Source organism: Baaleninema simplex PCC 7105 (assembly GCF_000332355.1).
Taxonomy (GTDB): domain Bacteria; phylum Cyanobacteriota; class Cyanobacteriia; order Cyanobacteriales; family Geitlerinemataceae; genus Baaleninema; species Baaleninema simplex.
Window position 1 is genome coordinate 203611 of record NZ_KB235958.1, and the last position, 25287, is coordinate 228897.

General features: G+C 53.2%; 26 protein-coding genes. 13 read left to right on the forward strand and 13 right to left on the reverse strand.

The features are described from left to right. From GEI7105_RS38155 to GEI7105_RS40905, 6 genes are all read right to left on the reverse strand, one after another. The coding region (locus GEI7105_RS38155; protein ID WP_035492419.1) for an IS5 family transposase at positions 1–426 on the reverse strand (426 nt) is incomplete at its 3' end. A gap of 73 nt (positions 427–499) precedes the next feature. Continuing rightward, positions 500–808 carry a hypothetical protein gene (locus GEI7105_RS28785; protein ID WP_017658947.1) on the reverse strand — a complete coding sequence of 103 codons (309 nt, stop codon included), beginning with the start codon at positions 806–808 and terminating at the stop codon, positions 500–502. A gap of 74 nt (positions 809–882) precedes the next feature. Next, positions 883–1002, reverse strand: coding sequence for a DUF4351 domain-containing protein (locus tag GEI7105_RS40305; protein ID WP_281167011.1), 120 nt, complete (start codon positions 1000–1002; stop codon positions 883–885). 297 nt (positions 1003–1299) lie between these two features. Then, on the reverse strand, positions 1300–1497 hold the full coding sequence (locus GEI7105_RS0102715) for a hypothetical protein (RefSeq protein ID WP_017658948.1): 198 nt from the start codon (positions 1495–1497) through the stop codon (positions 1300–1302). A 232-nt stretch (positions 1498–1729) separates the two neighbouring features. Beyond that, positions 1730–3880 carry a glycine--tRNA ligase subunit beta gene (glyS, locus tag GEI7105_RS0102720; RefSeq protein ID WP_017658949.1) on the reverse strand — a complete coding sequence of 717 codons (2151 nt, stop codon included), beginning with the start codon at positions 3878–3880 and terminating at the stop codon, positions 1730–1732. Between the two features lie 103 nt (positions 3881–3983). Then, entirely contained in the window at positions 3984–4142 is a 159-nt protein-coding gene (locus GEI7105_RS40905; RefSeq protein WP_083862431.1) for an element excision factor XisI family protein, read from the reverse strand. A gap of 908 nt (positions 4143–5050) precedes the next feature. Between GEI7105_RS40905 and GEI7105_RS0102730 the strand changes: the two genes are divergently transcribed. The 8 genes from GEI7105_RS0102730 to menB all read left to right on the forward strand — a co-directional run bounded on the left by GEI7105_RS0102730 (position 5051) and on the right by menB (position 12303). Next, positions 5051–6115, forward strand: a complete 1065-nt coding sequence (locus tag GEI7105_RS0102730; protein ID WP_017658951.1) for an NAD(P)/FAD-dependent oxidoreductase — start codon at positions 5051–5053, stop codon at positions 6113–6115. A gap of 254 nt (positions 6116–6369) precedes the next feature. Continuing rightward, complete coding sequence (locus GEI7105_RS28790) at positions 6370–7188, forward strand: cytochrome c biogenesis protein CcdA (RefSeq protein WP_051044171.1); 819 nt, start codon at positions 6370–6372, stop codon at positions 7186–7188. Positions 7189–7552: 364 nt separating this feature from the next. Further along, positions 7553–7993, forward strand: coding sequence for an RrF2 family transcriptional regulator (locus GEI7105_RS0102740; protein WP_074170883.1), 441 nt, complete (start codon positions 7553–7555; stop codon positions 7991–7993). Positions 7994–8111: 118 nt separating this feature from the next. Further along, on the forward strand, positions 8112–9074 hold the full coding sequence (gene cysK, locus GEI7105_RS0102745) for a cysteine synthase A (protein WP_017658954.1): 963 nt from the start codon (positions 8112–8114) through the stop codon (positions 9072–9074). 6 nt (positions 9075–9080) lie between these two features. Beyond that, positions 9081–9785 (forward strand): J domain-containing protein, encoded by a 705-nt coding sequence (locus tag GEI7105_RS0102750; protein WP_017658955.1) that lies wholly within the window; start codon positions 9081–9083, stop codon positions 9783–9785. Between the two features lie 130 nt (positions 9786–9915). After that, positions 9916–10275, forward strand: a complete 360-nt coding sequence (locus GEI7105_RS0102755; protein WP_035492605.1) for a phage holin family protein — start codon at positions 9916–9918, stop codon at positions 10273–10275. Between the two features lie 9 nt (positions 10276–10284). Next, positions 10285–11382, forward strand: coding sequence for a bifunctional chorismate mutase/prephenate dehydrogenase (gene tyrA, locus GEI7105_RS0102760; RefSeq protein ID WP_017658957.1), 1098 nt, complete (start codon positions 10285–10287; stop codon positions 11380–11382). 87 nt (positions 11383–11469) lie between these two features. Then, entirely contained in the window at positions 11470–12303 is an 834-nt protein-coding gene (gene menB, locus GEI7105_RS0102765) for a 1,4-dihydroxy-2-naphthoyl-CoA synthase (protein ID WP_017658958.1), read from the forward strand. A gap of 215 nt (positions 12304–12518) precedes the next feature. On the opposite strand, the gene GEI7105_RS34310 is transcribed toward menB, so the two are convergent. Together GEI7105_RS34310 and GEI7105_RS0102780 are read right to left on the reverse strand one after the other, a co-directional pair. After that, entirely contained in the window at positions 12519–12785 is a 267-nt protein-coding gene (locus tag GEI7105_RS34310) for a hypothetical protein (RefSeq protein WP_071591956.1), read from the reverse strand. Positions 12786–13096: 311 nt separating this feature from the next. Then, positions 13097–13672: a DciA family protein gene (locus tag GEI7105_RS0102780; RefSeq protein WP_017658961.1), complete on the reverse strand. Its 576-nt coding sequence runs from the start codon at positions 13670–13672 to the stop codon at positions 13097–13099. Between the two features lie 229 nt (positions 13673–13901). On the opposite strand from GEI7105_RS0102780, the gene GEI7105_RS28795 reads away from it, so the two are divergent. The 5 genes from GEI7105_RS28795 to GEI7105_RS28800 all read left to right on the forward strand — a co-directional run bounded on the left by GEI7105_RS28795 (position 13902) and on the right by GEI7105_RS28800 (position 19030). Next, positions 13902–15095, forward strand: coding sequence for a hypothetical protein (locus GEI7105_RS28795; RefSeq protein ID WP_017658962.1), 1194 nt, complete (start codon positions 13902–13904; stop codon positions 15093–15095). A 196-nt stretch (positions 15096–15291) separates the two neighbouring features. Then, the gene (locus GEI7105_RS0102790; protein WP_017658963.1) at positions 15292–16053 is read left to right on the forward strand and encodes a PspA/IM30 family protein; all 762 of its coding nucleotides are present in this window, start codon (positions 15292–15294) and stop codon (positions 16051–16053) included. A gap of 237 nt (positions 16054–16290) precedes the next feature. Beyond that, the gene (gene trxA, locus GEI7105_RS0102795) at positions 16291–16617 is read left to right on the forward strand and encodes a thioredoxin (protein WP_017658964.1); all 327 of its coding nucleotides are present in this window, start codon (positions 16291–16293) and stop codon (positions 16615–16617) included. Between the two features lie 39 nt (positions 16618–16656). Then, positions 16657–17853 (forward strand): LL-diaminopimelate aminotransferase, encoded by a 1197-nt coding sequence (locus GEI7105_RS0102800; protein ID WP_017658965.1) that lies wholly within the window; start codon positions 16657–16659, stop codon positions 17851–17853. Positions 17854–18193: 340 nt separating this feature from the next. Continuing rightward, entirely contained in the window at positions 18194–19030 is an 837-nt protein-coding gene (locus GEI7105_RS28800; RefSeq protein ID WP_017658966.1) for an NF038130 family PEP-CTERM protein, read from the forward strand. A gap of 139 nt (positions 19031–19169) precedes the next feature. Here GEI7105_RS28800 and hisG read toward each other — a convergent pair whose 3' ends face one another. The 5 genes from hisG to GEI7105_RS0102830 all read right to left on the reverse strand — a co-directional run bounded on the left by hisG (position 19170) and on the right by GEI7105_RS0102830 (position 25156). After that, positions 19170–19823 (reverse strand): ATP phosphoribosyltransferase, encoded by a 654-nt coding sequence (gene hisG, locus GEI7105_RS0102810; RefSeq protein WP_026097375.1) that lies wholly within the window; start codon positions 19821–19823, stop codon positions 19170–19172. A gap of 138 nt (positions 19824–19961) precedes the next feature. Next, positions 19962–22154 carry a ComEC/Rec2 family competence protein gene (locus GEI7105_RS0102815; RefSeq protein WP_026097376.1) on the reverse strand — a complete coding sequence of 731 codons (2193 nt, stop codon included), beginning with the start codon at positions 22152–22154 and terminating at the stop codon, positions 19962–19964. A gap of 278 nt (positions 22155–22432) precedes the next feature. Beyond that, positions 22433–22558, reverse strand: coding sequence for a photosystem II protein Y (locus GEI7105_RS0102820; RefSeq protein ID WP_017658969.1), 126 nt, complete (start codon positions 22556–22558; stop codon positions 22433–22435). 458 nt (positions 22559–23016) lie between these two features. Beyond that, positions 23017–23571 carry a gamma carbonic anhydrase family protein gene (locus GEI7105_RS0102825; protein WP_017658970.1) on the reverse strand — a complete coding sequence of 185 codons (555 nt, stop codon included), beginning with the start codon at positions 23569–23571 and terminating at the stop codon, positions 23017–23019. A 187-nt stretch (positions 23572–23758) separates the two neighbouring features. Next, positions 23759–25156, reverse strand: coding sequence for a DUF3370 domain-containing protein (locus GEI7105_RS0102830; RefSeq protein ID WP_017658971.1), 1398 nt, complete (start codon positions 25154–25156; stop codon positions 23759–23761). Positions 25157–25287: the final 131 nt, after the last annotated feature.

The window sequence follows — 25287 nt, forward strand, 5'->3', positions numbered from 1 at the left end:
ATCTACCAGGATGTGTCGCTTGCGGCCGTTGACTTTCTTTCCGCCGTCGTACCCTCGGTCTGTACCCCCCACGTCTGTCGTTTTGACCGATTGACTGTCAATGATGCCAGCGCTGGCTTTTGCCCCTCGTCTGTTTTTTTTTCGCAGCGCCTCTCTCAAGTGGTCGTGGATATACTGCCACACCCCTTTCTTCTCCCATTTACGCCAATATCCATAGACGGTTTTTGCGGGGGGGTAAGTCGATGGGGCAAGGTATTCCCAGGCACAGCCCGTTCGACACACGTATCGGATGCCGTTGTAGACTGCCCTCATATCCACGGTTCTTTTTCTGCCTCGACCTGATTCTGACTTAGCTCGAGGCAGAAGGGGTTCCACGATTTTCCATTCGGCGTCACTCACGTCGCTGGGATATCCTTGTCGAGTCATGGCTCTGTCTAACTGGCTTCTTCTCTTTTATCCTTCCTCTCTTCCCTCTTCCTTCCCTCTCTTTATCTTTTCTTCACAGATATCCTCTACTACAGTATTCCAGAGGATAGTTTTCTAGATTCGTTCCAAACTCGGTGAAATAATAATCTATTTTTTTATTTCTGTTGGCGATCGCCTTTAATTTTTGACAAAAATCACCAAGGTTTTCCTGAAGCAAACCGAGCTTTAACGTTCCCTGCAAATTGCCATTTTGATGTTCGACCTCGAACAATTCGAGATCGAGTCGTTCTGAAACCGCCCGTTCTAACGTTTGAGCTGTTAAAGAACCCGACGGTTTTGCCGTAAATGTTGTCACAATCCCCAAGCTATAAAACGTTCCCATCTGAAAACCTCCCAGGAATTAAGGAACTTTTAAATCGAGGCAAATACTCAGTATCTGCCCCAGATATTGACGCTTCACGCTTCACGTTGGCTGATTTCTCGCCACCACACTTGAAAATCTGCCATTCCCGTAAAATCCAACAGCGCATCCGCCAAGGCTTCCCGCTGCGTTCGAGAAAGCGATTTGGCAGTGATGAGAAGTAATGCTACTTGGGTTCTTCAATGCTTGCTACGGAAGGATTATGACCGACCCGTATCATTAGAGTTCAGCACCACCGAAGTCTTCACCACAGAGGCACAGAGGACACAGAGAGGGGCTTGTCTGACTGGGTAAAACCAGTGTTTTAGATTCGGATTTCGTGTAACCTCCCAAACCAAATTGAGGGTAAAACCCCCCTTCTTCTCCCCTCCTTCTCCCCACATTATCAACGATCGACTAAGCCAAGAAACTGGGTTTCTCTTCCAAAAAATCACTCGCTAAAGCCTCAATTCTCATTCATCAGAGGTTGTTCTGTCTTCTGTCATAGGTGGATAATCTTCCATAGTCAGACGAACCCATATTTCTTCGGCAACGATTTCGACTGCCAGCTCAAAATCTTCTTTTTTAATCAAACCATTATCGACAAGCATATCAACACCTAAACCGGCAACGTGCTGACTCCATGACTTTTTAGTTTGTTTTGCACTCATGGTGACTTAAAAATAGCTGATTATTGTATTAGATAATATACAATACATATTATACTACAAGTTTAATACTCATAGGACTTACGAACTTCAATGTTAACCACACTAAATGTAGATGTTGGTTGGCATTGTCCACGCTACATATAGTGTTAATGCGTAAGTTCTGATTCATTTAAAAATCGAAGAACAAACCCCCGGAATCTTGGAGATGCCGGGGTTCGGTCAAAATAAGAACTTATGCGCCCTTGACGATCGCACCAAAGTCAGCCAGAACGCGAGCGTGATTTCGCAGCAGCCCCAACAGATTCAAGCGATTGCGTTTCACTGCTTCATCCTCCGCCATCACCAACACGCTGGTTTCCCCGTCGAAAAACTCGCTGACAGTGGGGGCGATTTCCCCTAACGCTTCCACGAGTTGGCGGTAATTCCGCTCTTGCTGGGCGGCTTCGGTTCGGGGTAACAACTGCACCAACGCATCGTAAAACGCTTGTTCTGAGGGCGACTCGAACAAGTCGGGGTTGATGACGGGTTCGGGGTTGAGTTGCTGGGTGTCGAGATCTCCTTTCGTGGCGAGACGTGCGGAACGGTTGACGGTTTCGTAAATGGTATCGAGGCTGTTGTCGTTGCGAATTGCTTGCAGAAATTCGGCTCGATCGCGCACGTCGAGTAAATCTGTTAACGCCCGTTCGGTGTATTCACGATCGCTCTCGCCCAATACCGCATTAACCAAATCGTAATCGATGCCTTTGTCGTCTTGCAACAGCGTTTGAATCCGTTGTAAGAAGAACTCTTGCAGTTGCGACAGCAATTCCGGCGAAGTGTCGGGGTGCGCTTGCTGGAAGTCCGAAACTGCACTTTGCAACAGGCGATCGAGATTCAATTCTAAATTTGCCGCCCAGATGATATTAACAACCGCATTCGCCGCCCGACGCAAGGCAAAGGGATCGGACGAACCGCTGGGCAACATTCCCAAACCGAAAATACTCACCAGGGTATCGATGCGATCGGCTAAACCGATAACTTGTCCGGTAAGCGTTCCCGGTAACATATCGTCAGCTCCACGGGGAAGGTAATGCTCGAAAATGGCTTTGGCCACTTCTGCATCTTCGCCGCTGACGAGGGCGTATTTTTCCCCCATCACTCCCTGTAATTCGGGGAACTCGTACACCATCTGACTGACGAGATCGGCTTTGCAGAGGTAGGCGGCGCGACGGATTTTCGTTTTCGCCGCATCGGAGACTTGCAATTCTTCGGCGATGCGATCGCCAATTTTTGTCAAGCGATCGACCTTATCTTTAACGGTTCCCAAATCCTCTTGAAACGTCACCGCTTCCAACTTCGGAACCATTGTTTCGAGGGGTTTCTCGCAATCGGCTTTATAGAAAAACTCGCCGTCTGCCAATCTCGCCCGAATTACCCGTTCGTTCCCGGCAGCGATAATACTGGATTTCGCCGGATCGCCGTTGGAAATGGTGATAAAATAGGGCAACAGTTCCTTGGGATTCTCGGCATTGAGAACCGGAAAATACCGTTGGTGAGACACCATCACCGTTGTAATTACTTCCGGGGGCAAAATGAGAAAGTCTTCGTCGAATTTCCCGGTGACGGCGGTGGGATATTCCACTAGATGAACCACTTCCCCTAACAAATCGGCGGGGATGTCGGCGACGCCACCCAGGTTTTGGGCTTCGGCGTGGATTCCTTCGACGATCGCACTTTGGCGACGTTCGGGATCGACTTCGATGTACGCTTGACGCAGGATGTCGGTGTAGTCGGAAGCGGTGGCGATCGCAACGGGTTCCGGGTGCAACACGCGATGTCCCGAGGAAATGCGATCGCTCGTTGTCGTTTCAGAACCGCTGACGACTTCGAGGGGTAACACGGTATCGTCGAGAAGGGCAACCAGCCAGCGAATCGGACGCGGAAAGCGCACGTCGCCATCGCCCCAGCGCATGAAGCGTTTTCCTTCGAGTTTGAAGATCCACTGAGGAACCAGTTCTTTTAAGATGTCAGCAGTTAGACGACCGGGAATCTGTTTGCGAACGAAGACGAACTCGCCTTTTTCCGTGTCGCGAATTTCGAGATCCTCGAGGGAGACTTGTTGTTTGCGGGCGAAGCCTTCGGCGGCTTTTGTGGGTTGTCCGTCTTTGTAGGCGGCTTTGACTGGGGGGCCTTTGATATCTTCGGTGCGATCGCTCTGTTTGTCGGGGAGATTCCGCAGAACCACCGCAAGACGGCGAGGTGTTCCGTACACTTCCACCGCCTCCGGTTCGATAAAGGCTTCGGCGAGACTGGGGGGAATGCGTTCTTTCCATTGCGCGATCGCCCCTTCCACAAAGCTGGCGGGGAGTTCTTCGGTTCCGACTTCTAAGAGAAACGTAGGCATTGCCTTGATTCGAGTGAACGATGGGAGGTGTACGACGAATGCGGCACAAGACTGAACGTCCCGACACGCTCGAAACAGTGTACCGCGATGGGCGGGAACACTTCTAGCTAACGGCGAAGTCAGTATATTTACGATGTTCGGCGCGATCGAAGACGAAAACGATGTCAGATTTGGGAATGCTAAGTTTAACGCTAAGTTTGATGAGTTCGTTGGCAACTGCTACTTCGGTTTTGCCCGATCGAATTCTGATTTTGCAGTTGATTAATCTCGATTCTAACGATCTACGAGAAAATTAGTTCGGAGTCGCTTCATCCTACGGGATACAATCGACTCGAGTTTGGATGATTTTCTCGCCGATCTGCTGACAGGGTTCGACTCGTTGTATGGCTTAACTCTTGCTTGAATATCAATGACTGCTCGGCGATCGACCGACGATGCCTCTGTCGATAAGATGAAATTTTGAAATTTCATGACATACTAAAACAAAAAGCGAGATATTTTTTATAAATAGTAATTAATTTGTTAGAAGTTGAAATAAGATGTAATGCTGACGATATTTTTGAAATAGAGTTTTTTGTGAGTGCTTTTATTTATGAGCCGATCTTGGAAATAAATCCATGAAAATATTGCTTGCCGTCAAACAAAACGGGTGCATCTCAGTTTTGCAAAAATATGAGAATTGGAGGCTTAAATCCTTATTCTCTCGTATAAATTTACATTTTTGAGATGCACCCAACAAAACAAAGTAAAAAGAACTATTGCTATTTATGATATTTCCTGATTATGTCACAATATTGCTAATATTGCTAGATGCGATCGCTTTTTTGTTGAAAAAGTAAAATAAATCAAAAACAATTTAATTTATGTCAATAATATTATTAAAAAACAAGATTTTAAAATACTTTCTGCACGAACAGCTTTGAGTTTTGTGGAGGGTTTCTATAACAAAAATTATTTTGTGTGCGAATATACAACACAAAATTCGTTCGCAACGATCTACGAATAAGTAAAAATCATGAAAACTTCTAAATTCACTTCTAAAATTAGAGTAGAATCACGGAAGTTATGTATGAAAAAATACGGATTTTTTTGTGTGAGAATTTCGGTTTTCTAGACCTCAAACTTTCCTTTAGGATTGAATTGCGATCCAGAAAACTCCAAAAAAGTACAATGACTTTTGATATTGCCGCGATCGGTGCAGGTTTGGCCGGTCTTACCAGTGCGGCACAACTCCAACAAGCGGGTTACAACGTCGTCGTTGTCGAGAAATCTCGGGGACTCGGCGGACGAGTAGCCACCCGGCGCATTCCAAACCATCGAGCTGATTTCGGGGCGCGATATTTAGAGGCAAACGGACGTTTGGTTTCCCTGCTGCTGGAAATTTTGCGCGATCGCCAAATCGTGCAACTGTGGACAGAAGCGAGCCATCGTTGGGACGGCAACTTAATACCAGATCCCCCCCGGCCTCACTACGTTCCCCCCAACGGCATGAACGAAATCGGTAAATTTCTCGGCCGGGGAACGCGCGTCTGGTTCAGTCGCCGCGCCTGTCAGCTCACCCCCCAAGCCGATAACACTTGGCATTTGTCCCTAGAAGCAGTGGCAGATGGCTCGGACGCCCCCCTCGAACTCACGGCGAAGGCAGTTATTCTCGCCGTTCCCGCCCCCCAAGCCCTAGAAATCCTCGCGGACACGCCAGGACTTCCTGAAGAGTTCCGTAACAATTTGGCGGAGGTCGAATACAACCCTTGTATCACCGCGATCGCCAAATACCCCAACGATCGCCCTCTGCCAGATTGGGTGTCCGTCAACTTTCCCCCCGAAACCGATCTGTCTTGGGTGGGACTCGATAGCAGCAAACGTCCAAACACCCAACAACCGGTCTTCGTCGTTCACAGTAGCGCCGATTTCGCCCGATCGCACCTCAATACCACCAATCTCGAAGCCCCAGGACGCGAATTACTCGATCGCGCCTCGAACTATCTTCTACCTTGGCTGTCCGAACCCGAATTCCTGCAAGTTCATCGCTGGCGTTACGCGTTTACATCTCAACCTTGGCGTCGCGACTGCTTGGCCGCCACGACACCCCTGCCCCTCGTCTGTTGCGGGGACTGGTGCGGGACTCGACAAATCGAAACCGCCCTGCGCTCGGGTTTGGCCGCCGCCAGCATCACGAACAGTCAGCTCCAGCAAGAAGTCCTCAGTCCCATTCGTCAAGTGTGGCAATCGCTCTAACTCGGGCGATCGCTCGTCGCGTCCTGTGAACGGATTCGACTCCATCCTGCCAAAGAACCCAATACCATAGAAACGGAGAGTTCGCGTGCGGGCTGCCCGGCAGCTTCACACCAAATTCTTCTCGCGAAACAGACGATCCCTCGTTCGCCCGATCGATGAGTCCGGCCGCGAGGGATCTCGCAAGTTTGCATAATTTTCGATACTTTCGAGAATCGAACCGATCTCTTTTCCACTCGAACGAACCCCAACGAACGATGTTGAAACGGTGGCGATACCCGATACTTTTCGGTTTGGCTTTGGCGATCGCCCTCTCTGCTACCGCGATTCGACAAACCAACCTGTTCCAACCCCTCCAAACCCTCGCCCTCGACATTGGCGTGCGCTATCACGACTGGTATGACGGACAATCCCTCGATCGCGCCGTTATCTTGCTTCCTCTGTCGTTTCTCGGCGGCTTAGTCGTCAGCATTTCCCCCTGCGTTCTCGGTTTGCTCCCAGTCAACCTCAGCTACATCGGAACCCGAGACATTACCTCGAGTTGGGAAGCCTTCAAAAAAGCCACGGGGTTCGTCCTCGGCGTCGTCGTAATGTTGAGCGCGTTCGGACTGTTTTCGGCGTTCGGCGCTGCCATTTTGATTCAATATGCAGGGTTCGTCCGCGTAGCTGTCGGCGCGATCGTCGTGGTGATGGCGTTGAGCTTAATGGACGTTCTGCGGTTGCCCCTCCCTCAAACTTCGCTGAAACTGCCAATTTCGGGATCGTTTGGCGTCGGATTGACTTTCGCGCTCGTCAGTTCTCCCTGTAGCAGTCCGGTCATGTTTGCAGTCCTGGCGGCGGGGGCGGAAACGGGGTCTCCAGTTTTGGGAGCGTTGGCGATGGCCTGTTTTGCCCTGGGCTTTTCGGCGATCGTCTTTTTCGCCAGCTTGTTCGCCGGACTCGCCAAGCAAACGCGGCTGTTGTTGCCCTATTCAGGGGCGATCGTTAAATTTGCCAGCGTGGTGTTATTGGCGTTGGGCGCGTTTTATCTCGTAGACGGTCTCTGGTGGATTTCAGCTTGGCTCTCCACAAATTGAGAAAATATATTGACAAATTTATTTTGATGTGGTAAAAAATCGTCTCTTCATTTCCGGGTCGAGTGCGTGACGCAGCAATACAAGATTTTCCTAACGTCGGCAACATTTTCTGGCCGCGTCACACACCCTTGTATGTTGGCGGTGTACGTTGGTGGTGCGTGACGATCGATCGGTCTCGCGTTCGACACCCTATTTTTCAAGTCACGCACCCTACGCCCCTCACCATCTCCTCACCTCACCATCTCCTCACCTCATCACCTCATCCCTCAAAAACCACCAAACCCCACTGGAGAACCGGGGTATAATAGAAAAAATTTTGAGGCGTCCTACCGTCTCGACCCGCAGTCTTTGAGGTTCGGCTTCGATCGTGGAACTTTCTTGTAAAAGTGAATACGCTCTACTGGCCCTAATCGAACTTGCCGCCCATCACGCCAAAGGGGAGCCGTTACAAATTCGGCAGATCGCCAGCCAACAAAACATCCCCGATCGCTACCTCGAACAGCTACTCGCAACGTTACGACGGGGCGGTTTAGTTCGGTCTCAACGGGGAGCGAAGGGAGGATATCTCCTGGCACGGGAACCGTGGAAAATCACGCTTCTCGAAGCCCTCGAATGTATCGAAGGCACGAACGGACAAAAAGCCCCAGCCAGCGATCGCCCGCACACGGTCGAAAGCGAAATCGTGCGAGATATCTGGCAAGAAGTTCGCGATCGCGCCCAAGCAGTGTTACAAAAATACACACTTCAGGATCTCAAAGAACAGCGAGATGCGCGACATCAAGTCAATATCATGTATTACATCTGAGGCCCTCGCTCCGAACCAGCGGACGTACCCTCGCAGTTCTCGAGAACCCATCGAACTCCTGCGCGAGTTTCGAGGCGTCTCGATCTCGTCCTCGAATTTTTTGCAATCCTAACGACTTATGAAAATCGCCAACAATATCACCGAACTCGTCGGACACACTCCTCTGGTCCAACTCAACCGGATCCCTCAAGCCGAAGGCTGTGTCGCTCGTCTGGTTATGAAACTCGAAGGGATGAACCCGGCCGCCTCGGTAAAAGACCGTATCGGCGTCAACATGATTAACGTCGCCGAACGAGAAGGACGCATTACTCCCGGCCAGACGATTCTCGTCGAGCCGACGTCGGGCAATACCGGAATTGCCCTAGCAATGGTCGCCGCCGCCAGGGGATACAAGCTGATTTTAACCATGCCCGACACCATGAGCGTGGAACGTCGTGCCATGTTGCGAGCGTTCGGGGCCCAACTCGAACTGACTCCCGGTGTCGAAGGAATGCGCGGGGCGATCGCACGGGCGTCAGAAATCGTTGACAACACGGAAAACGCCTATATGTTGCAGCAGTTCCAAAATCTGGCGAACCCAGAAATCCACCGTAAAACCACCGCCGAAGAAATTTGGAACGATACCGACGGTCAAGTCGATATTCTCATAGCGGGGGTCGGAACCGGCGGAACCATTACCGGAATCGCCCAGGCGTTGAAAAAACGCAAACCCTCTTTCCAAGCGATCGCCGTCGAACCCTCCAACAGTCCGGTGTTATCTGGCGGTAAACCCGGACCCCATAAAATCCAAGGTATCGGGGCTGGCTTCGTTCCCGAAGTTCTCGATTCGAGTCTCATCGACGAAGTCGTAGCCGTTTCCGACGAAGAAGCGATCGCCTACGGCCGCCGTCTGGCCTCCGAAGAAGGCTTACTGTCGGGAATTTCGACGGGGGCGGCACTTTGCGCGGCCGTGCGCGTCGGGCAACGTCCAGAAAATGACGGTAAACTGATCGTGGTCGTGCAACCGAGCTTCGGCGAACGCTACTTGAGTACGCCGCTGTTCCAAGACCCGCAACTGACCATGGAAGCCGTGTTGACGTAATCCCCCGTGAGGAACGAGCCAAACCATTACGAGGTCTTAAAAGTCCATCGGTCTGCCACGCAGGCCGAAATCAAACAGGCTTACCGTCGTTTGGTGAAGTTGTTCCATCCCGATCGCAACCCCGATCGCGCGGCCAAAGAGGCGATCGTTCGCATTAACGCTGCTTACGAAGTTCTCGGCGATCGCTCCTCTCGTCAGTCCTACGACCGACGCCGAGACGCCACCACCGCGCGATCGACCCGTTACGAGCGATCGCAAACGGCTTCGACCTCCACCGCCAACCCTCGCACCGCCCGTCAAACCTCCCGCAGTGCTGACGAACTGGTGGCGTTTTGGCTTCAGCGCATTTACCGTCCCATCGATCTCGAACTCGATCGCATCCTCGACGCCCTCGACCCGCAAATCGACGAACTCTCCGCCGACCCCTTCGACGACGAGTTGATGGAGAATTTCGCGATGTATCTCAGTCAATGTCGCGTGTTTCTCGATCGCGCTCAAAATACGTTTCGATCGACCCCCAACCCCTCCTCCCTCGCCGGAGTCGCCGCCGATATCTACCACTGTCTCAATCAAGTCCACGACGGTCTCGAAGAGTTAGAATACTTTACCCTCAACTACGACGATCGCCACCTCCACGTCGGTCGCGAACTCTTCCGCATCGCCCGAGGCTTACAAGAAGACGCCTACAGCCGCATTCAACATATTTTGTAAAAACCCCGTAGAGGATTTCGGGGTCGAGTTTCCCGTTACGATCTCCCCGGCTGACCCAACGGCGGAAAACCCCACCAGAGGCAAAAATCGGCAGCGTTACAATAAGACTTGTTGCGTGAAACGAAAAACGATGCCGCAATTTCTCATTACTTGGCTGCTAACAGCCCTAGCACTCGTCGTCACGGCCTATATCGTCCCCGGCTTAGCACTCCCCGGAGGCTTGACCGCCGCCCTCATCGCCGCCGTGATTCTCGGATTAGTCAACGCCGTCGTGCGTCCGATTTTAATCCTGCTGACCTTGCCGATTACAATTGTCTCGCTGGGACTGTTCCTGTTTGTCATTAACGCCATCGGGATTTGGCTCGTGGGCTACTTCACCGCTGGCTTTACGGTGAACGGATTCCTTCCAGCACTGGTGGGGTCGATCGTGTTGTCGATCGTAACGAGTATTCTCAACAGCCTCGCCGGACGGGAAGTCGAAAACACTTGAAACATTTAGATGAGCGAAAACTCCCTTCAAGATCTCGATCGCCAGCTTGTGGAACTGCTGGGAAAACGTATCGCATTATTAGGGCGATCGAACCCTAACGAACTCAGCGAAGACTCGACAATCGAACCGTCGGAACTCCAAAAGGCTGGGGTTCCGGCTTTTGTTTGGCGCAATGTCGCCACCAGTTGCACGGCGGCGTTAGCCCGTTCTCCCCTCACCACGGAGGGCGAACCGTCCCGTCGCATCGCCATCGTCGGCGGAAAGGGGATGATGGGGCGGTTTTTCCAAGAACGCTTCGAGACCGCCGGACACGAAGTCCGTCTGCTGGGACGCACGGATTGGGACGACGCCGAAACCTTACTCGGCGATGTGGATTTAGCGTTAATCTCGGTGCCGATCGATCGCACCCTCGATATCGTACGCGACACCGCCAAATATCTCTCCCCCACCACTGTTTTAGCCGACATCACCAGCATTAAAGCCCCCATCGTCGAAACGATGTTAGACGCCCACAGCGGCCCAGTGGTGGGATTGCATCCCATGTTCGGACCTGGCGTCGAATCCTTCCTTTCCCAAAAAGTCGCCATCTGTCCCGGTCGAGAACCGGAGGCCTGGCAGTGGTTAGTAGAGTTAATGGACCGAGACGGCGGCGATTTGGTCTACTGCACGCCGGAAGAACACGATCGCATGATGGTGACCATTCAGGCGATCCGCCATTTCTCCACCTTCGGTTTGGGCGTTTTTCTGGCCGACGAAAATATCGACATCGGCCGCAGTTTAGACCTTTCGAGTCCTATTTACCGCATGAGTATCGATATGGTGAGTCGCCTTTTCGGTCAAGACGCCTCCCTCTACGCCGATATCATGTTAGCCAACGCCGAACGCCGAGACGCGATCGCTCGTCTGGCCGAAACCTTTACCCGTTTGGCGAAACTCGTCCGAACCAAAGACCGCCAGGAACTCATCGAAGCGTTTCACCAAGCCACCAGTACCTTCGGTGACGAAACGGAACGGGCAGTCCGAGAGAGCGATCGCCTCATCGACGCCATGAGCGTCTTGTTAGCTGCCGATCGCGTCGTACAGCGGCAAACGCCCCCGCAACCTTGACGAAACCCCGAAGCCGCCGCAATGAGATGATGGGGAGAACGGCTCGATCGAGCCAAATCACCGTACATCGCAACTCGTAACTCTTACATGGAAGCGAACTGGCAAACCGCGAAAACTTACGAAGACATCCTCTATCACAAAAGCGACGGCATCGCCAAAATTACGATCGACCGTCCCCACAAACGCAACGCCTTTCGGCCGAAAACCGTCGTCGAATTGTACGATGCGTTCGCAGACGCGCGGGAAGATACTGAAATCGGCGTCGTCTTGCTGACCGGTGCCGGCCCCCACACCGACGGGAAATACGCTTTTTGTTCCGGCGGCGACCAAAGCGTGCGCGGCAAAGCGGGGTATGTGGACGACGAAGGCATCCCCCGCTTGAACGTCTTGGACTTACAACGGCTGATTCGCTCGATGCCAAAAGTGGTCATTGCGTTGGTGGCGGGATACGCCATCGGCGGCGGCCACGTCCTCCACGTCGTCTGCGACCTCACCATTGCCGCCGATAACGCCATCTTCGGACAAACCGGCCCGAAAGTGGGGAGCTTCGACGGCGGGTTTGGAGCGAGTTATTTAGCCCGCATCGTCGGTCAGAAAAAAGCGCGCGAAATTTGGTTTCTCTGTCGCCAATACGACGCGCAGCAGGCGTTAGACATGGGATTGGTTAACTGTGTGGTTCCCGTCGAAGAGCTAGAAACCGAAGGGGTGAAATGGGCTCGAGAAATTTTGCAAAAAAGCCCCATTGCCATTCGCTGTCTCAAGGCGGCCTTTAACGCCGACTGCGACGGACAAGCGGGATTGCAAGAACTGGCTGGAAACGCGACGTTACTCTACTACATGACGGAAGAAGGCGCTGAAGGGAAACAAGCGTTTTTGGAAAAACGCTCTCCTGATTTCCGTCAGTATCCTTGGCTTCCTTAAGCTGGCATTTCGCGATCGAGCGTCACACCAACGCCTCGTACTGAGAACACTTGCCTCCCCCAGCTATTCGAGACTGGGGGAGAATTTTTTGATGGAATAGTTTACGGGGTGCGCTGACGGCGATCGCCGTTCGAGTTGACGATTCGAGAATCGAAAACGATAGAACTCCGAGACAAGCCGTACTAGAATGCCGCGCCTAAAATGTCGCGTCCAATTCAAACGGCACTTTTTAGGGGTTTTACCCGGATAGGACGCTTTTCTTCGTGGATGATATCGTGCAGAACCGCTTCGTGGGACACGATCGTCATCGATTTTTCTAGATACTCCCAAGATGGCGCGAACGGTGGAAATCCTAGCGAACAGGCTTTCCATCCTCCACAAACTGGAGCGCCAAGCTGTTGGCACTGTCCTCCTCGACGCCCTTCGGGGGTGTAGTATCGGCAAGACCGACAGGTTGAAATCGGGCAGCTTTGAGGTTTCATAGAAGTTCTTTAAAATTTTGAACTCTTTTATTACTCTTAATTGTAGATCGAGACTTATTTTTCGATCCCAAAGAAAATATAAAATTTAGCTGTTTTGCACTTTTGGATTAAGTTTTTTTGCTTTTAATAAAATTTTCGTAACATAGGCTGGTATCGAGCGATACATTAGCGCAAAACAGGGAAAAAATAACGGGGATCGAGTTTAGGGTATTTTAAGGTTTAAAGAAACTACAGAATTAGAGAGGCAATCTCCGTTAAATATTTACATTGCTTTACAGGATTGCGATATCAAGCTCGATCGCCCGAAACCACTAAGAATTCTCAGGTTCGCCAAACGAACGAGAGGCACACAAGGCACAAATCGACCACCGTTGTAACTCACCCGGCGGTGTCGGACAGCCACATTGCGGACAGAGCGGGAGTCCCTTCGTGCGATCGCCGAGGCGTTTCGCCCACCCGTCAAAGGCTTCGCGAGGCGTGGTTGCCCGAGGCAATCTCGAAGAGAGGGACAGTGAGGGCGATCGAGAACGCTGCCACTGGCTCGGATGCTGAGACAAATCGAATTGAGGTGTCGGCTCGGAGACAGCGTCGCGGCGATGCCACAGAGCCGGTGAAAACCGGATATCCTTGAAAGAGGCCGACAAACGAGCGTTGAGGGCTGCGAGCAACCGAACACGCTTGAACTGCAACTGTTGCGCCCAAACCGGCGTCGCCACAGCCACCTGTAACACTTGCCGGGACACCCGAACCGGACGACTGTAACGGGCGATCGCCTCTCCCACCACCTCCGACCACAGGCGATCGATCTCCTCGAGTTGCTGTTGTTCCGGCGACGGAGACAGACCGGGAAGCGAGCTTAAAATACGTTCGAGCGATTCAAAACTCATAAATTTTCAAGAACTCTCGGCAATTCCTAACTTTTCCTAACGCTAGAGGGCGATCGCACAAACTGACACCTTCATTTCCCAATTTCTTAACCCATTCTGCCGCCCGACGCCGACCCAGCACTCTAGACGACAACGGAGGTTCGGATTAAACTAATCTCAAAGCAATCTGGAAAGCTATATCCGTTTGTTCTACACGTCGCGATCGAGAGAAAGGCTGGAGTCGAAATTCATGCGTCAACTGTCCTCTACCGAATTTGCCCCCGTTGCTACAAAGCCCTCGTTAAATCCAGCTTTGCAGATGGCCTTGGGAAGTTTGGACGTTCGGCTCGACAACGAACTCGAACGGTATCGCCTCGCCGCCAAACGCTTCAAATCCGTTCCCTCTCGAACGCCCGTGTCGCCCCCGTCCGTCAAAATCGTCGAAGGTCGCCTCGCGCCCACCCCTTCACCGAGCGTCTCGACCTCCGAAACCGCCTCAGATACTCCCCCATCGAACCCAACTCCCCTTCCCGAACAGGTCGAACTTCCCACCCCTGACGGCACCTCGACCCCACCTCAAAATCTCGCCGACGACACCCCAGCCACCAACCTTCCCCCTCAAGACTATCTCGAATCTTCCGAACAACTGCTCGAGAGCCAGATCGAACCCGTGGACGAAACCTCCAAAGAGCGATCGGCCAAAAGCCTGATGACGCCGCTAGGAGTCGGTTCGATTTTGCTGTTTTTGGCCGCCAGTGCCACCCTGGGCTACGTTTTGGCGAACCCGGACAGCTTAGACCGCTTGGGATTCGACAGGCTTTTCGGTCGCGACACGACCGGAGAAGCCGAAACGACGCCGACCGATACCTCAGAAAGCGATACCGCCGACGACCCGCCCCGTTTACCGGCCTCTCCCGATTTAGCCTCTGAAGAATTCGTCGAACTCGACTTAAATACCCTCAGCGGCCTCGAACCCGAAGTAGACGTACCAACTCCGCCTCCCGCCGCGACTCGTCCCGCGCCCCAAACGCCACAACAAGGCTCTCAAGCTCAGGGAACGACACCGCAAGAAAACACTCTCGACAACATCTCCGCCTTACTCGCTCCGAAATCCAATCCTCCTGCGACTGACGAGGCCGAGAACACCTCCGATGCGGCCGAAGAGACGATCGCCGAAACCGAAGCGGACGCCGAACCTCGCCCCGAACCCGCGATTTCTCAAAACGACGATTATTACGGCTTTTACTTCGTTCTGGTCGATTACAACGGTAACGTAGCGACCCTCGATCGCGTCCGAGAAGTCGTTCCCGATGCGTATTTACGAGAATTTCCCAGCGGAACGAAAGTCCAAGTCGCGGCTTTAGACGATCGCGCCAGTGCCGAAGACTTCGCCGAAACCTTAGAACGAGAAGGCATTTCCGCTGAAGTCTGGGCAGACAATTGAGAGTTGAGAGGGAACAGGGAACAGGGAACAGGGAACAGGGAATGGGGTTTTCTTTGTCTCCCCCTCTTCCCCTCTCCCCCTCTTCCCCTCTCCCCCTCTTCCCCTCTTCCCCTCTCCCAAGAGGGCGCTGACTGGTTAAACTGGATAGAGGAGCGAGTGTCTTCATTTGTCAACCGCCAGAAGGAAATAGAGAGTTATGGGACTATTCGACCGCATTAGCCGCGTTGTGAGAGCGAACCTCAACGATCTGGTGAACAAGGCGGAAGATCCAGAAAAAGTTCTGGAGCAGTCGGTTATCGATATGCAGGAAGATTTGGTGCAGCTGCGCCAAGCCGTCGCCAAATCGATCGCCCAGCAAAAGCGAACGCAACAGCAGTACAACCAGGCGCAAAGCCAATCCAATCAATGGCAAAGCCGCGCGCAACTGGCACTCCAAAAAGGTGATGAAACCCTCGCTCGCGAGGCGCTCGTCCGCAAAAAATCTCACGCTGAAACCGCAACCACGCTGAAAACCCAGCTCGATACGCAATCGCAACAAGTCGAAACCCTCAAACGCAGCTTAGTCCAGCTCGAAAGCAAGATTTCCGAAGCCAAGACGAAGAAAAATATGCTCAAGGCTCGGATTCAGGCTGCGAAGGCTCAAGAGCAACTGCAAACCACGATGGGTTCGATTAGCACTAGCAGTGCGATGGGTGCTTTCGATCGCATGGAAGAGAAAGTCCTCGAAGCCGAAGCGCGATCGCAAGCCGCCGGGGAACTCGTCGGTAACGATCTCGAAACTCAGTTCGCTCAGCTCGAATCGGGTAGCGATGTGGACGACGAACTCGCGGCGATGAAAGCTCAGCTGACCGGCGGTTCCGAACCCAAACAACTGCCCGAAGGAGAAACTCCGGCAGCGTCTTCGGCAGAAGTCGATGACGAACTCGAAAAACTGCGGAAAGAGTTAGATAACCTTTAAGATCGTCTGACCCGTCAACCATAACGGAACGAGGGAAACTTATCGCGTCGGGAGCGATCGCGCGCGTGAGGTTTCCCTTTGCTGTCGAATTTGGGGTCTCGTTTCCCGCTACAGTTCGGAGAACTTCAGGTTTGAAGCCATCGAAACGCTTTAACGCCGAGACAGTATCGGTTTACACTATCTTTTTAAAGGTTTATGTAAACTCGCGATCGTTAACGTCAGTCGATTCTTTTGAACATGAGCAGTCCTGTTACCATTACCGATTCCCAATTTGAAGCTGAAGTCGTTCAGTCTGAAACTCCTGTTTTAGCCTACTTTTGGGCGAATTGGTGCGGTCCGTGTCGGTTGGTGTCGCCGTCGATCGACTGGGCCGCTTCCGAGTACGCCGATCGCCTGAAAGTCGTGAAATTGGAAGTCGATGCCAACCCCGACACCGTCAAAGCGTATAAAGTCGAAGGGGTTCCCGCTCTACGCTTTTTTAAAGACGGACAGCTCGTCGAGTCCCGAGAAGGGGCGATTACCAAACCCAAACTCGGCGAACTGATCGACTCGGTTGTCCACTAACCCCGTCGTCTCTTCGGTCTCCGGCCTCTCTATCCTCTCATGGTTCACTTCGCCCAACGCCTCGATCCCCTCCGTACCAACGTTTTTGCGGATATGGACCGCGCCAAAACCAAAGCGCGATCGCACAAGCGAGATCTCATCGATTTGTCCTTGGGATCGTCAGATTTGCCCGCAGCGGACTTCGTTCTCGACGAAATCGCGCGATCGCTGCGCGATCCCAGTACCCATCAATACCTACTGTTTCACGGAACCCGAGACTTTCGCCAAGCCGCCGCCGCCTGGTACGAACGCAAATACGGCATTCCGGTCGATCCGGAAACGGAAGTCCTACCGCTGATCGGCTCCCAGGAGGGAACGGCACATCTACCGCTGGCGGTTCTCGATCCGGGGGACTATGCCTTGCTGCAAGACCCTGGCTACCCGTCTCATTCCGGTGGCGTCTATTTGGCCAGCGGGCGAATTTATCCGATGGCGTTGCGGGAGGAAAATCAGTTTCTGCCCGATTTTGCGGCGATTCCTGATGAGGTGTTATCTCGCGCGCGAATGATGGTTTTGAGCTATCCGCACAACCCGACGACGGCAGTGGCGTCGTTAGACTTTTTCAAACAAGCGGTACAGTTTTGTCAGCAACACGAGTTAGTCTTGGTTCACGATTTCCCGTATGCAGATTTAGTTTTCGAGGAAAACAGTCCGCCGTCGGTGCTGCAAGCCGACCCTGAAAAACAGGTGGCGATCGAGTTTTTTACGCTGTCCAAATCCTACAATATGGGTGGTTTTCGAGTCGGTTACGCGATCGGCAATCCCGAGTTAATTTTGGCGTTGCGACAACTCAAAGCCGCGATCGATTTCAACCAGTATCGAGGCATTTTCAACGGCGCGGTGGTAGCGCTCAACGGCGATGCGACAGCGGTAAAAGCCACGGTCGAAACCTTTCGCCAACGTCGCGATGCTTTTGTCGAGGCATTACATCGCATCGGTTGGAACGTTCCCAAACCCCCAGCGACGATGTACGTTTGGGCTAAACTTCCCGAACCCTGGCAAAAGAACTCCATCGGATTTTGTGCCGAACTCGTTGAAGCGACTGGAGTTGCGGTGTCTCCTGGGGCGGGATTCGGTGAAGGCGGCGAAGGATACGTTCGCTTTGCGTTAGTCCACGATCCCGATGTTTTACAGCAGGCAGTCGATCGCATTTCCGTATTTATACGGGAGAAAAATTCGAGCTTTCAGAAATTGTAATCGATCGCGTATCGGGATTTACGGAGTTGTTAAAAATCTAAACTGTATCGACCCAAAATTTACGGAAGGTGCGATCGCGATCGCACCTTTTCTTATTGCAATCTTTATAGAAAATACTTGAAACTCTATCGGAACTTTACGTTTTCGAGGCAATCCTTTCATATAATTAGAACTAGGTTGAAGTCGGGCAGTGCATCCAAAGACTTGGGAGACACGAGAGCGAACCAACAGTCAAACGCTCTGACTGAATCTCGAACGAGTCGCTCCCTCAACCTCCTACCACCATAAAGCTATCTAAAGTTCTCGCGTTCTGCACAAACCTGTTTGGGGATTCGTAACCATGTCTGTATCGGTCAATAAAGTTTTAATCAGTGCGTCGGCGATAGGCTCGATCGCCTTTGTCGCCGCTCCCGCCTTCGCCGGAAGCATCACAGGGGCAAGCGTTTCTGGCACGAACCTACTGTACGAAGCACAAGGAAGTTCCACCGTTCTCAACAACTCCGCCAGCCTTTCGGACGTGCTGCAAGGTAACTTCAGCAACCCCGGCGGCAACATCGAACTGTCGGGGACGACCTCGAGTTCAGACGCTGCCGATCTCGATAACGCAACCGTTCTCCAAGGTACCATCGACGGTGAAAACATCTTCATCAGCAGCATGACCCGTGAGGACTGGTACGAGAAGGGGGATGACGGTGTGCGGTTCCTCGATAAATGGTTCTCCGAAGCCTGGAACGACGCCTCGACCGGTTTTCAAAACTGGGTGACGAGCAGTTACGGTATTGCCGATTTCAACACGGCTTCGATGCTCTTCGATATGTTCGGCGGATACGGACGCTTTAGCGATCCCAACGTCAGCTACGTCAATACCGACGGCAACGGCGATCTCTTCGTGGGCTTAGCCGGACACCTCGCTCACAGCAGCGGTATCAAAATGAGCGAAGTCGTTAAAGTCAAGTATCAAGGACAAACCCAGTTCCTCTACGCCATGGGTGAAGCCTTTGAATCCGGCTTAACGAGTGCTGACGACGGCACGTCTCACACGGGGTTGTACAACCTCCGCTTCAACGATAACGCCAACGTCCCGCCTGCGGCAGACGTTCCCGAACCCTCTACGATGCTCGGATTGTTGGCAGTGGGAAGCCTGTTCGGTTTGGCAAAACGCAAAGCCACAGCGTAAGTCAGTCCGAACGAACTGTGACGATCGCGTCAAAACTAAGGTTTGAGAGTTTCGGGTGCTAAGTTGGTCAACCGAGACAACGAACGGATACAAGGGAGCTTTTTCAGCTCCCTTTTTTTTTGGGGATGGATGCCAGTGGCTACTGCTGCAATACTGGGGTTTTCACCGTCCCTCGCAGTCCCTCGACGACATCGTGCAGTCCGTCAGCGTCGAGGCGGTAACTGAGAGGATGCGCCACCAGTCGAGCCGTACTTTCAAACAATACGGCAATTTCAATCAAGCCGTTTTCTTTCAACGTGCGTCCGGTGGACACCAAATCCACGATCGCCTCGGACATTCCCGTAATCGGACCGAGTTCGACGGAGCCGTAAAGCGGTACGATTTCTACAGGCAAGTCCAACTCGCGGAAATACTCCCGCGCACAGCGGACGAATTTCGAGGCCACGCGGCCGTGAGCTGGAAGTTCGATGGGTTGTCGGTAGGAACTCGACGCTTTAACCGCTACGGACAAGCGACATCCTCCAAACCCTAAATCGGCTAAGTGGGCGACTTTCGGCTGTTTTTCCCGTAGCACGTCGTAGCCGACGATACCCAGTTGAGCCTGTCCGTATTCGACGTAAACCGGAACGTCTTGCGCGCGAACGAGTAAGCCTTTGGCCGAACCGCTGGCGTCGAGGATTTGCAGTTGGCGGTTCGAGGAATCGAGGAACGCACTGAAATCGAAACCGATCGATTTCAGGCGATCGATACTGTCTTTGAGTAGGGAACCTTTCGGCAGGGCGATAGTAAGCATAAAGAAACTGACGGAACGAACGGCTCGCAATCCACAAACGCGATCGCAGTTGCCAACGGGATTATCTCACTTCGTCAGGACAGAGTGAAACGCGATGCGGAGAAATCACAGTCAGATGCGGGTCAGACGAAAACGAGATTACAACACCTCGATCGCGCTTTCCAATACCGTCTCGAATCCTCCCTCTGGCGTCCACCGAACTGCACCGTCGAGATCGAGCCGAAACACCGAAATTCCCATATTCTCGATTTTCGCTTGCGCCGCGTCGTCGATCTCCGACGCCAAAACTGCGATCGCCGGATTCAACATATCCAACATTCGCAGATCGAGCGATCGCCCCCAAAACCCCATCGCCGACACCGCCGACAATTCCCCCGACGCCAACATCCTCGCCTGTTCTTCTCGCGTCGCATCTCCCAAAATCGCCCAGGTTTCGCCGCCCACTGACAACTGCAACACTTCTGGCTGAGACGAGAGAGACTGCACCGCCATGTCTTCGACCCGAATTTCCTCAAATTCCTCCACGTCCGCCTCGACTGACAGCGAGTCTTCCACCCCGTACACTTGACGGGTCGGTAACATCTGTGACAGCAACTCCCAGCCTTCCCCATCTGCGATCGCCACCACCGTCTCGAGGCGGTTCACGCCTTCACTTTGCAAAAACGGTAACACCGCATATCGCGTGTTTTCCACGTCTCCCCCGTGAACCAGCGTCGTTTTCCATCCCTGCTGCACCACGATCGCAGGCTGTTCTCGCGTCGCCAACACCGTAACCCGCAGCAAATTCGTCTTTTCCCCCACCGCCGGAACGATCGCGATCGCCACCGCCGCCAGGAACGAGCCGACAAACCCTAGGAATTTAGGAAACTTAGGGTTTTCCCATTGCCAAATCAACCCAACGATACCGAGGATTCCATAGAGAATCGCCACTTGCCAAATCGCAATTTTATCGATGGCGATCGCCGTTTTTGGAAGCATCGCGAAGAAATCGACGATCGCTAAAATTCCCCGAATCGGATACGTCAATCCCCAAGCGATGACACTTCCCGCAGGCGGAAACACCAACGCCGCCAACGCACTCGCAAATCCCCCCAACGTCACCACCGACAACAGCGGCGTCGTCACCACGTTCGCCACGACGCTATAGACGGGCATTTGTCCGAACGCGAAAAGTTGAATCGGAAGCGTCCAAATCATGGCAGCCACGGGAACCGCCAATAACGGTGCGATCGCCGGAGGAAGCCAATCCAACCACTTCACCAGCGGCGGAACCGTCACCACCAACCCCAACGTCGCCAAAAAACTCAACTGAAAACCCAAATCCCGAATCCACAGCGGGTTCACCACCAACAGCAACGTCGCCGCCACCCACAACGCTCCTACCGGATTGACGCGGCGTCGCGTCGCCAGTCCCAACAACCCCGCAAATCCCATCAACGCCGCCCGCAACACTGACGCCTGAAACCCCACTAAACCCACATAAATCGATAACGTGAAGCTCCCGAGGACAACCTTCGCGCGATCGCCCAAATTGCGCCCCAATCCCAATACCGCCCCCAAAATCAGCGACACGTGAAATCCCGACGCCGCCAACGCGTGGGCTAACCCCACCCTCGCAAAGCGATCGCGTACCTCGTAAGGTAAATCCACCGCTCGCCGCCCCAGCACCATCGCACTCAGCAGCGTTCCCTCGGGAACCCCCAACCGTTCGACTTGCGTGCGGACGATGCGATCGCGCAACTGCCACCATCCCCATCCAAATGGCTCTTTAGCGGTGTCCCAGGCGATCGATTCTCCCTTCAAACCCGCAAAAATGCCGTTTCTAGCCAAATAGGTACGGAAGTCGAAACTGCCCGGATTTTGAGGCGGTTTGGGTTCGTATAAATACCCCGTTACCGAAACCTCGTGTCCCGGCTTCAGCCCCGTTCCCTGCAAAATCGGAACCGTCACGTAGAGCTTTCCCGAGACCGATTTCGAGGCGTCATCCAAAAAAATCGCCCGCGTCTCGAACACGAAGCGAGCGTCTTGCTTTCGATTGAGCGTCGGAACTTCGACGACCGTACCGCTAACCGTCACCTCGTTTCCGGCGTACCGACTGACATCCGTAGCAGTCGGGTGAGGCATCCGAAACTGAAAATACAGTGTCGCGGCAAATCCCACCAACCCCACCGAAATCCAAACTTCTGCCCGAGGTCCCGTTCGCCAAATCCAAGGGATCGCCGCCGCCAACAGACAACCACTGGCCAGCCAAACGTAGGGCATTCCCCGTACTTCCGCCAACAAGACCCCAAGAATATATGCCAGTAGTAGAACGTACCCCGAATTTCGCAATTTCGACGATTAAAAAATTTCAACGTACACGGCCAACATACAAGGGTTCATTTTGCCACTTCCCATTCTGGGTGCATCTCAATTCTGCGATAAGTATAAATACTTAAAAGAGTAAATCCCCTTCTAGCAGTCCTTGAGGAAGATATTGACAAATTGCCGAACTTGTGTATTTGCGAAAGTGAGATGCACCCCCCATTCTCCAATATAAAACCGACTGTCTTCACACCTAGTACATCGGTGGAACACAGTCGGTTCGATCGCGCCGCGAACAGACGACTCTAGCTTTCGCGGTTCAGGTAAGTTTGGATTTGTCCCACGGCGGCAGCACCGATGTTGAACACTGCCCAACCCAGAGCGATCGCGATCGGGCCCAGTACGACTAACAAACGCCAATCGAAGTCCATAAGACGGTCTCCTATTTTAAAAAAATCTTAAAGGTTCTCATCAAAAACTCATTATATCTCTCCACGCCCCGATTCCGAATTGGCTTGACGCTCTCCCCCCAACCCTAGCGGGTATGGTCGGAGATTCCTGTTTCACTGGCTCATGCCTAGATAAACGAGCCAGCCCGAATACCCCCGGTCAGAACGCCTTCACAGGCTGTTTGTTTAACGTCCACGATGCGCCCCACCGCAGACATAAGCGAGAATCAAATTCTCTTGGTCACACCAACTGGCGATTTTGTGGTTTACCTCCACCACGGGTTTTTCGGGTGTTGCGAACCATACCCTTAGGATCTTAAAGACCGTTTCCGGTAAGGCAATTTTACCAGTTTGTTCGTTTCGGCGCTATCCCCTTCTCTCGCTATCGCATTGTTCGGGGGATGCACCGAAACTCACCGCCGCTTCACCACCAACCAAGCCTATTGGCTATGGTTGGAGCACTGCGACGAATCTTGGTAGAAGCCCAAATCCGATCCCGTTCCGGCGTGAACCCGCGCCAGACGTTCGTACTTGCGGGCGTGTTCGATCGAATCTTCGACTCGTTCTTCCGAAACCGGACGCACCACTTTTCCCGGAACGCCCAAAACGAGCGATCGCGGTGGAACGTCCTTCGTCACCACCGCCCCCGCACCGATGATACTGCCAGCCCCCACCCGCACGCCGTTGAGAACCGTTGCCTGAATGCCGATCAGAGATCCCCGTTCGATATGGGCGCTATGAATCACCGCCCCATGACCGATCGTCACGTACTCCTCGATAACCAACGGCTCGCCAGGATCGCCGTGTAACACCGCCCCGTCTTGCACGTTGCAATACGCCCCGAGATCGATCTCCACTACGTCAGCGCGAACGACGGCGTTGTACCAAATACTGACCCCTTCGGCAATGCGCACCTTTCCTACTACCGTCGCGTTGGGGGCGACAAACGAGGCGGGAGAGAGATCGACGGGTTTCCAATAAGTCGGGGTTGTCATATCCTTAGAAAAATTCGGCAGTTTCACAGCGTATTCTCGAAGTCAAACCAGCGAATCGAGGTGAAGACAGGGAGAGGGGGAGAGAGGGAGAAACTATTAACTGTTCCCAGATCCGCTGTTCCCTATCTTCACTGGTGACTGGTGACTGGTGACTGGTGACTGGTGACTGGTGACTGGTGAGTCCCCATCACCTCGTCTCCGTTTGAACTGTCAACACCTGTGGGGGTGTCGAATCCGGGGGATAGATAAAATCGACTTCGACGAGTCGTTTGTTGCGCGGTTGGATGTTGAGGGTCACGAGGGGATCTCCGGCTTGACCGCGACGTTGGACGAGATGAACGTAACGGGTTTGGGGCGTTCCCTCGTCGTCGTTGTACTGCACGCGCACGATTCCTCGGAAAAAGACGCGGTTTTCGGGAGGATCGAGAAAGGTTAACCCGCCGTTGACGAGATCTTGTTTGATGGGGGTTTGAAACAGCAGCGACACTTGACGTGGGTTGTTGCTGGGGTTGAACAGGGGTAACGTGAGGTTGTATTCGATACCGTAGTTCCCGTGGGCGTAGTATGCGGTGTCGGGATAGCGGCGTACCAGTCGGGCGCTTTGGATTTGTTCGGTTCCCAAACGTCCGCGATGCAGGGTACTCAAACCGTAAGAAAACGATCGCCCCGGTTCGGGGACGGTCAATTGCGGAGAGTCATCGCTTTCGAGTTTGCCGGAATCCACCAGTTGAGCTTCCCATCGCGATCCCACGGCCACCCCCGCGACACGAGAGTAAATCATTCGGTCTACGTCGTAGATGCGATCGATCGGAGTGGGTTCGAGATCTCGCGGCCCTGACAAGCCTGTGGTATCGAGCAGAGTTTGCCATTCCTCTAGGGTGGGGATACGTTCGTTACTGCCGTTGCGGGGGGCGAACATGGCCAAACAGGCGACGTACACGGGTCCGTCGCTCAACAAACGCAGCAAGGTCGATCGCCCGTTACTGGAGGGAACCACGCGACCGACGGGAATCGGCAGGTTCATTAACATCCGGGAGTCGCCGGGTTTGAGTTCGAGGACGGCGGGCCAGTTTCCCTGGCGTTTCCCTCGCAATACATCGTTGGTGGCGCGGCTACCGGGGCCGGAGTACACCGTTCCCAGGCGATCGTCGACGTAATCGGGAAGTTCGACGAACAACGCATCGGGACGGGTGAGATAGCTAGCCCCGTGGAGGACTTCGACGCGCACGGTGCGATCGCTGGGATTGTGTAGCAAAATCCCTTGAAACAGGGTTCGAGTTTGCGATCGCGTGCGGGCCCGAGCGATGTGGTGGGTAAAAATGTCGAACCGCCCCTCGAAGGCGTAATCGAGATGAGCGTCGGGATGGGAGCGGTCTTCCGGGGGAAACGTCGATAACAAGACCCCTTCTTCGAGAACGACTTCGGGACTGTTGCTGTTGAAGACGGGAACGGTATCGAGACGCCCCGGAAGCGGCCGCATTTCTGTCGGAAAAAAGACTTCAACGAACGGCACGTCTTCGACCTCCTCTTCAGGAGGCGGTGAGGATTCAGACGGCGAAGACTCAGAAGACGAGACTTGCGCCATCTCTGAGGATAAGCGATTCTCATATAGCTGTGTGTGAGGTCGTGCCATCGCGATCGACACGGGTGTCAGCGCAGCAAACAGAGATAGTGGGAGCATTCGGTCATACAGCGACACTGACCGATCACTATACC

What these genes read in the sequence shown, in the direction of transcription:
- GEI7105_RS28785 (WP_017658947.1), bottom strand. Translation starts at nt 808, where the DNA reads ATGGGAACGTTTTATAGCTTGGGGATTGTGACAACATTTACGGCAAAA.
- GEI7105_RS0102715 (WP_017658948.1), bottom strand. Translation starts at nt 1,497, where the DNA reads ATGAGTGCAAAACAAACTAAAAAGTCATGGAGTCAGCACGTTGCCGGT.
- glyS (WP_017658949.1), bottom strand. Translation starts at nt 3,880, where the DNA reads ATGCCTACGTTTCTCTTAGAAGTCGGAACCGAAGAACTCCCCGCCAGC.
- GEI7105_RS0102730 (WP_017658951.1), top strand. Translation starts at nt 5,051, where the DNA reads ATGACTTTTGATATTGCCGCGATCGGTGCAGGTTTGGCCGGTCTTACC.
- GEI7105_RS28790 (WP_051044171.1), top strand. Translation starts at nt 6,370, where the DNA reads ATGTTGAAACGGTGGCGATACCCGATACTTTTCGGTTTGGCTTTGGCG.
- cysK (WP_017658954.1), top strand. Translation starts at nt 8,112, where the DNA reads ATGAAAATCGCCAACAATATCACCGAACTCGTCGGACACACTCCTCTG.
- GEI7105_RS0102755 (WP_035492605.1), top strand. Translation starts at nt 9,916, where the DNA reads ATGCCGCAATTTCTCATTACTTGGCTGCTAACAGCCCTAGCACTCGTC.
- tyrA (WP_017658957.1), top strand. Translation starts at nt 10,285, where the DNA reads ATGAGCGAAAACTCCCTTCAAGATCTCGATCGCCAGCTTGTGGAACTG.
- menB (WP_017658958.1), top strand. Translation starts at nt 11,470, where the DNA reads ATGGAAGCGAACTGGCAAACCGCGAAAACTTACGAAGACATCCTCTAT.
- GEI7105_RS34310 (WP_071591956.1), bottom strand. Translation starts at nt 12,785, where the DNA reads ATGAAACCTCAAAGCTGCCCGATTTCAACCTGTCGGTCTTGCCGATAC.
- GEI7105_RS0102780 (WP_017658961.1), bottom strand. Translation starts at nt 13,672, where the DNA reads ATGAGTTTTGAATCGCTCGAACGTATTTTAAGCTCGCTTCCCGGTCTG.
- GEI7105_RS28795 (WP_017658962.1), top strand. Translation starts at nt 13,902, where the DNA reads ATGCGTCAACTGTCCTCTACCGAATTTGCCCCCGTTGCTACAAAGCCC.
- GEI7105_RS0102790 (WP_017658963.1), top strand. Translation starts at nt 15,292, where the DNA reads ATGGGACTATTCGACCGCATTAGCCGCGTTGTGAGAGCGAACCTCAAC.
- trxA (WP_017658964.1), top strand. Translation starts at nt 16,291, where the DNA reads ATGAGCAGTCCTGTTACCATTACCGATTCCCAATTTGAAGCTGAAGTC.
- GEI7105_RS0102800 (WP_017658965.1), top strand. Translation starts at nt 16,657, where the DNA reads ATGGTTCACTTCGCCCAACGCCTCGATCCCCTCCGTACCAACGTTTTT.
- GEI7105_RS28800 (WP_017658966.1), top strand. Translation starts at nt 18,194, where the DNA reads ATGTCTGTATCGGTCAATAAAGTTTTAATCAGTGCGTCGGCGATAGGC.
- hisG (WP_026097375.1), bottom strand. Translation starts at nt 19,823, where the DNA reads ATGCTTACTATCGCCCTGCCGAAAGGTTCCCTACTCAAAGACAGTATC.
- GEI7105_RS0102820 (WP_017658969.1), bottom strand. Translation starts at nt 22,558, where the DNA reads ATGGACTTCGATTGGCGTTTGTTAGTCGTACTGGGCCCGATCGCGATC.
- GEI7105_RS0102825 (WP_017658970.1), bottom strand. Translation starts at nt 23,571, where the DNA reads ATGACAACCCCGACTTATTGGAAACCCGTCGATCTCTCTCCCGCCTCG.
- GEI7105_RS0102830 (WP_017658971.1), bottom strand. Translation starts at nt 25,156, where the DNA reads ATGGCGCAAGTCTCGTCTTCTGAGTCTTCGCCGTCTGAATCCTCACCG.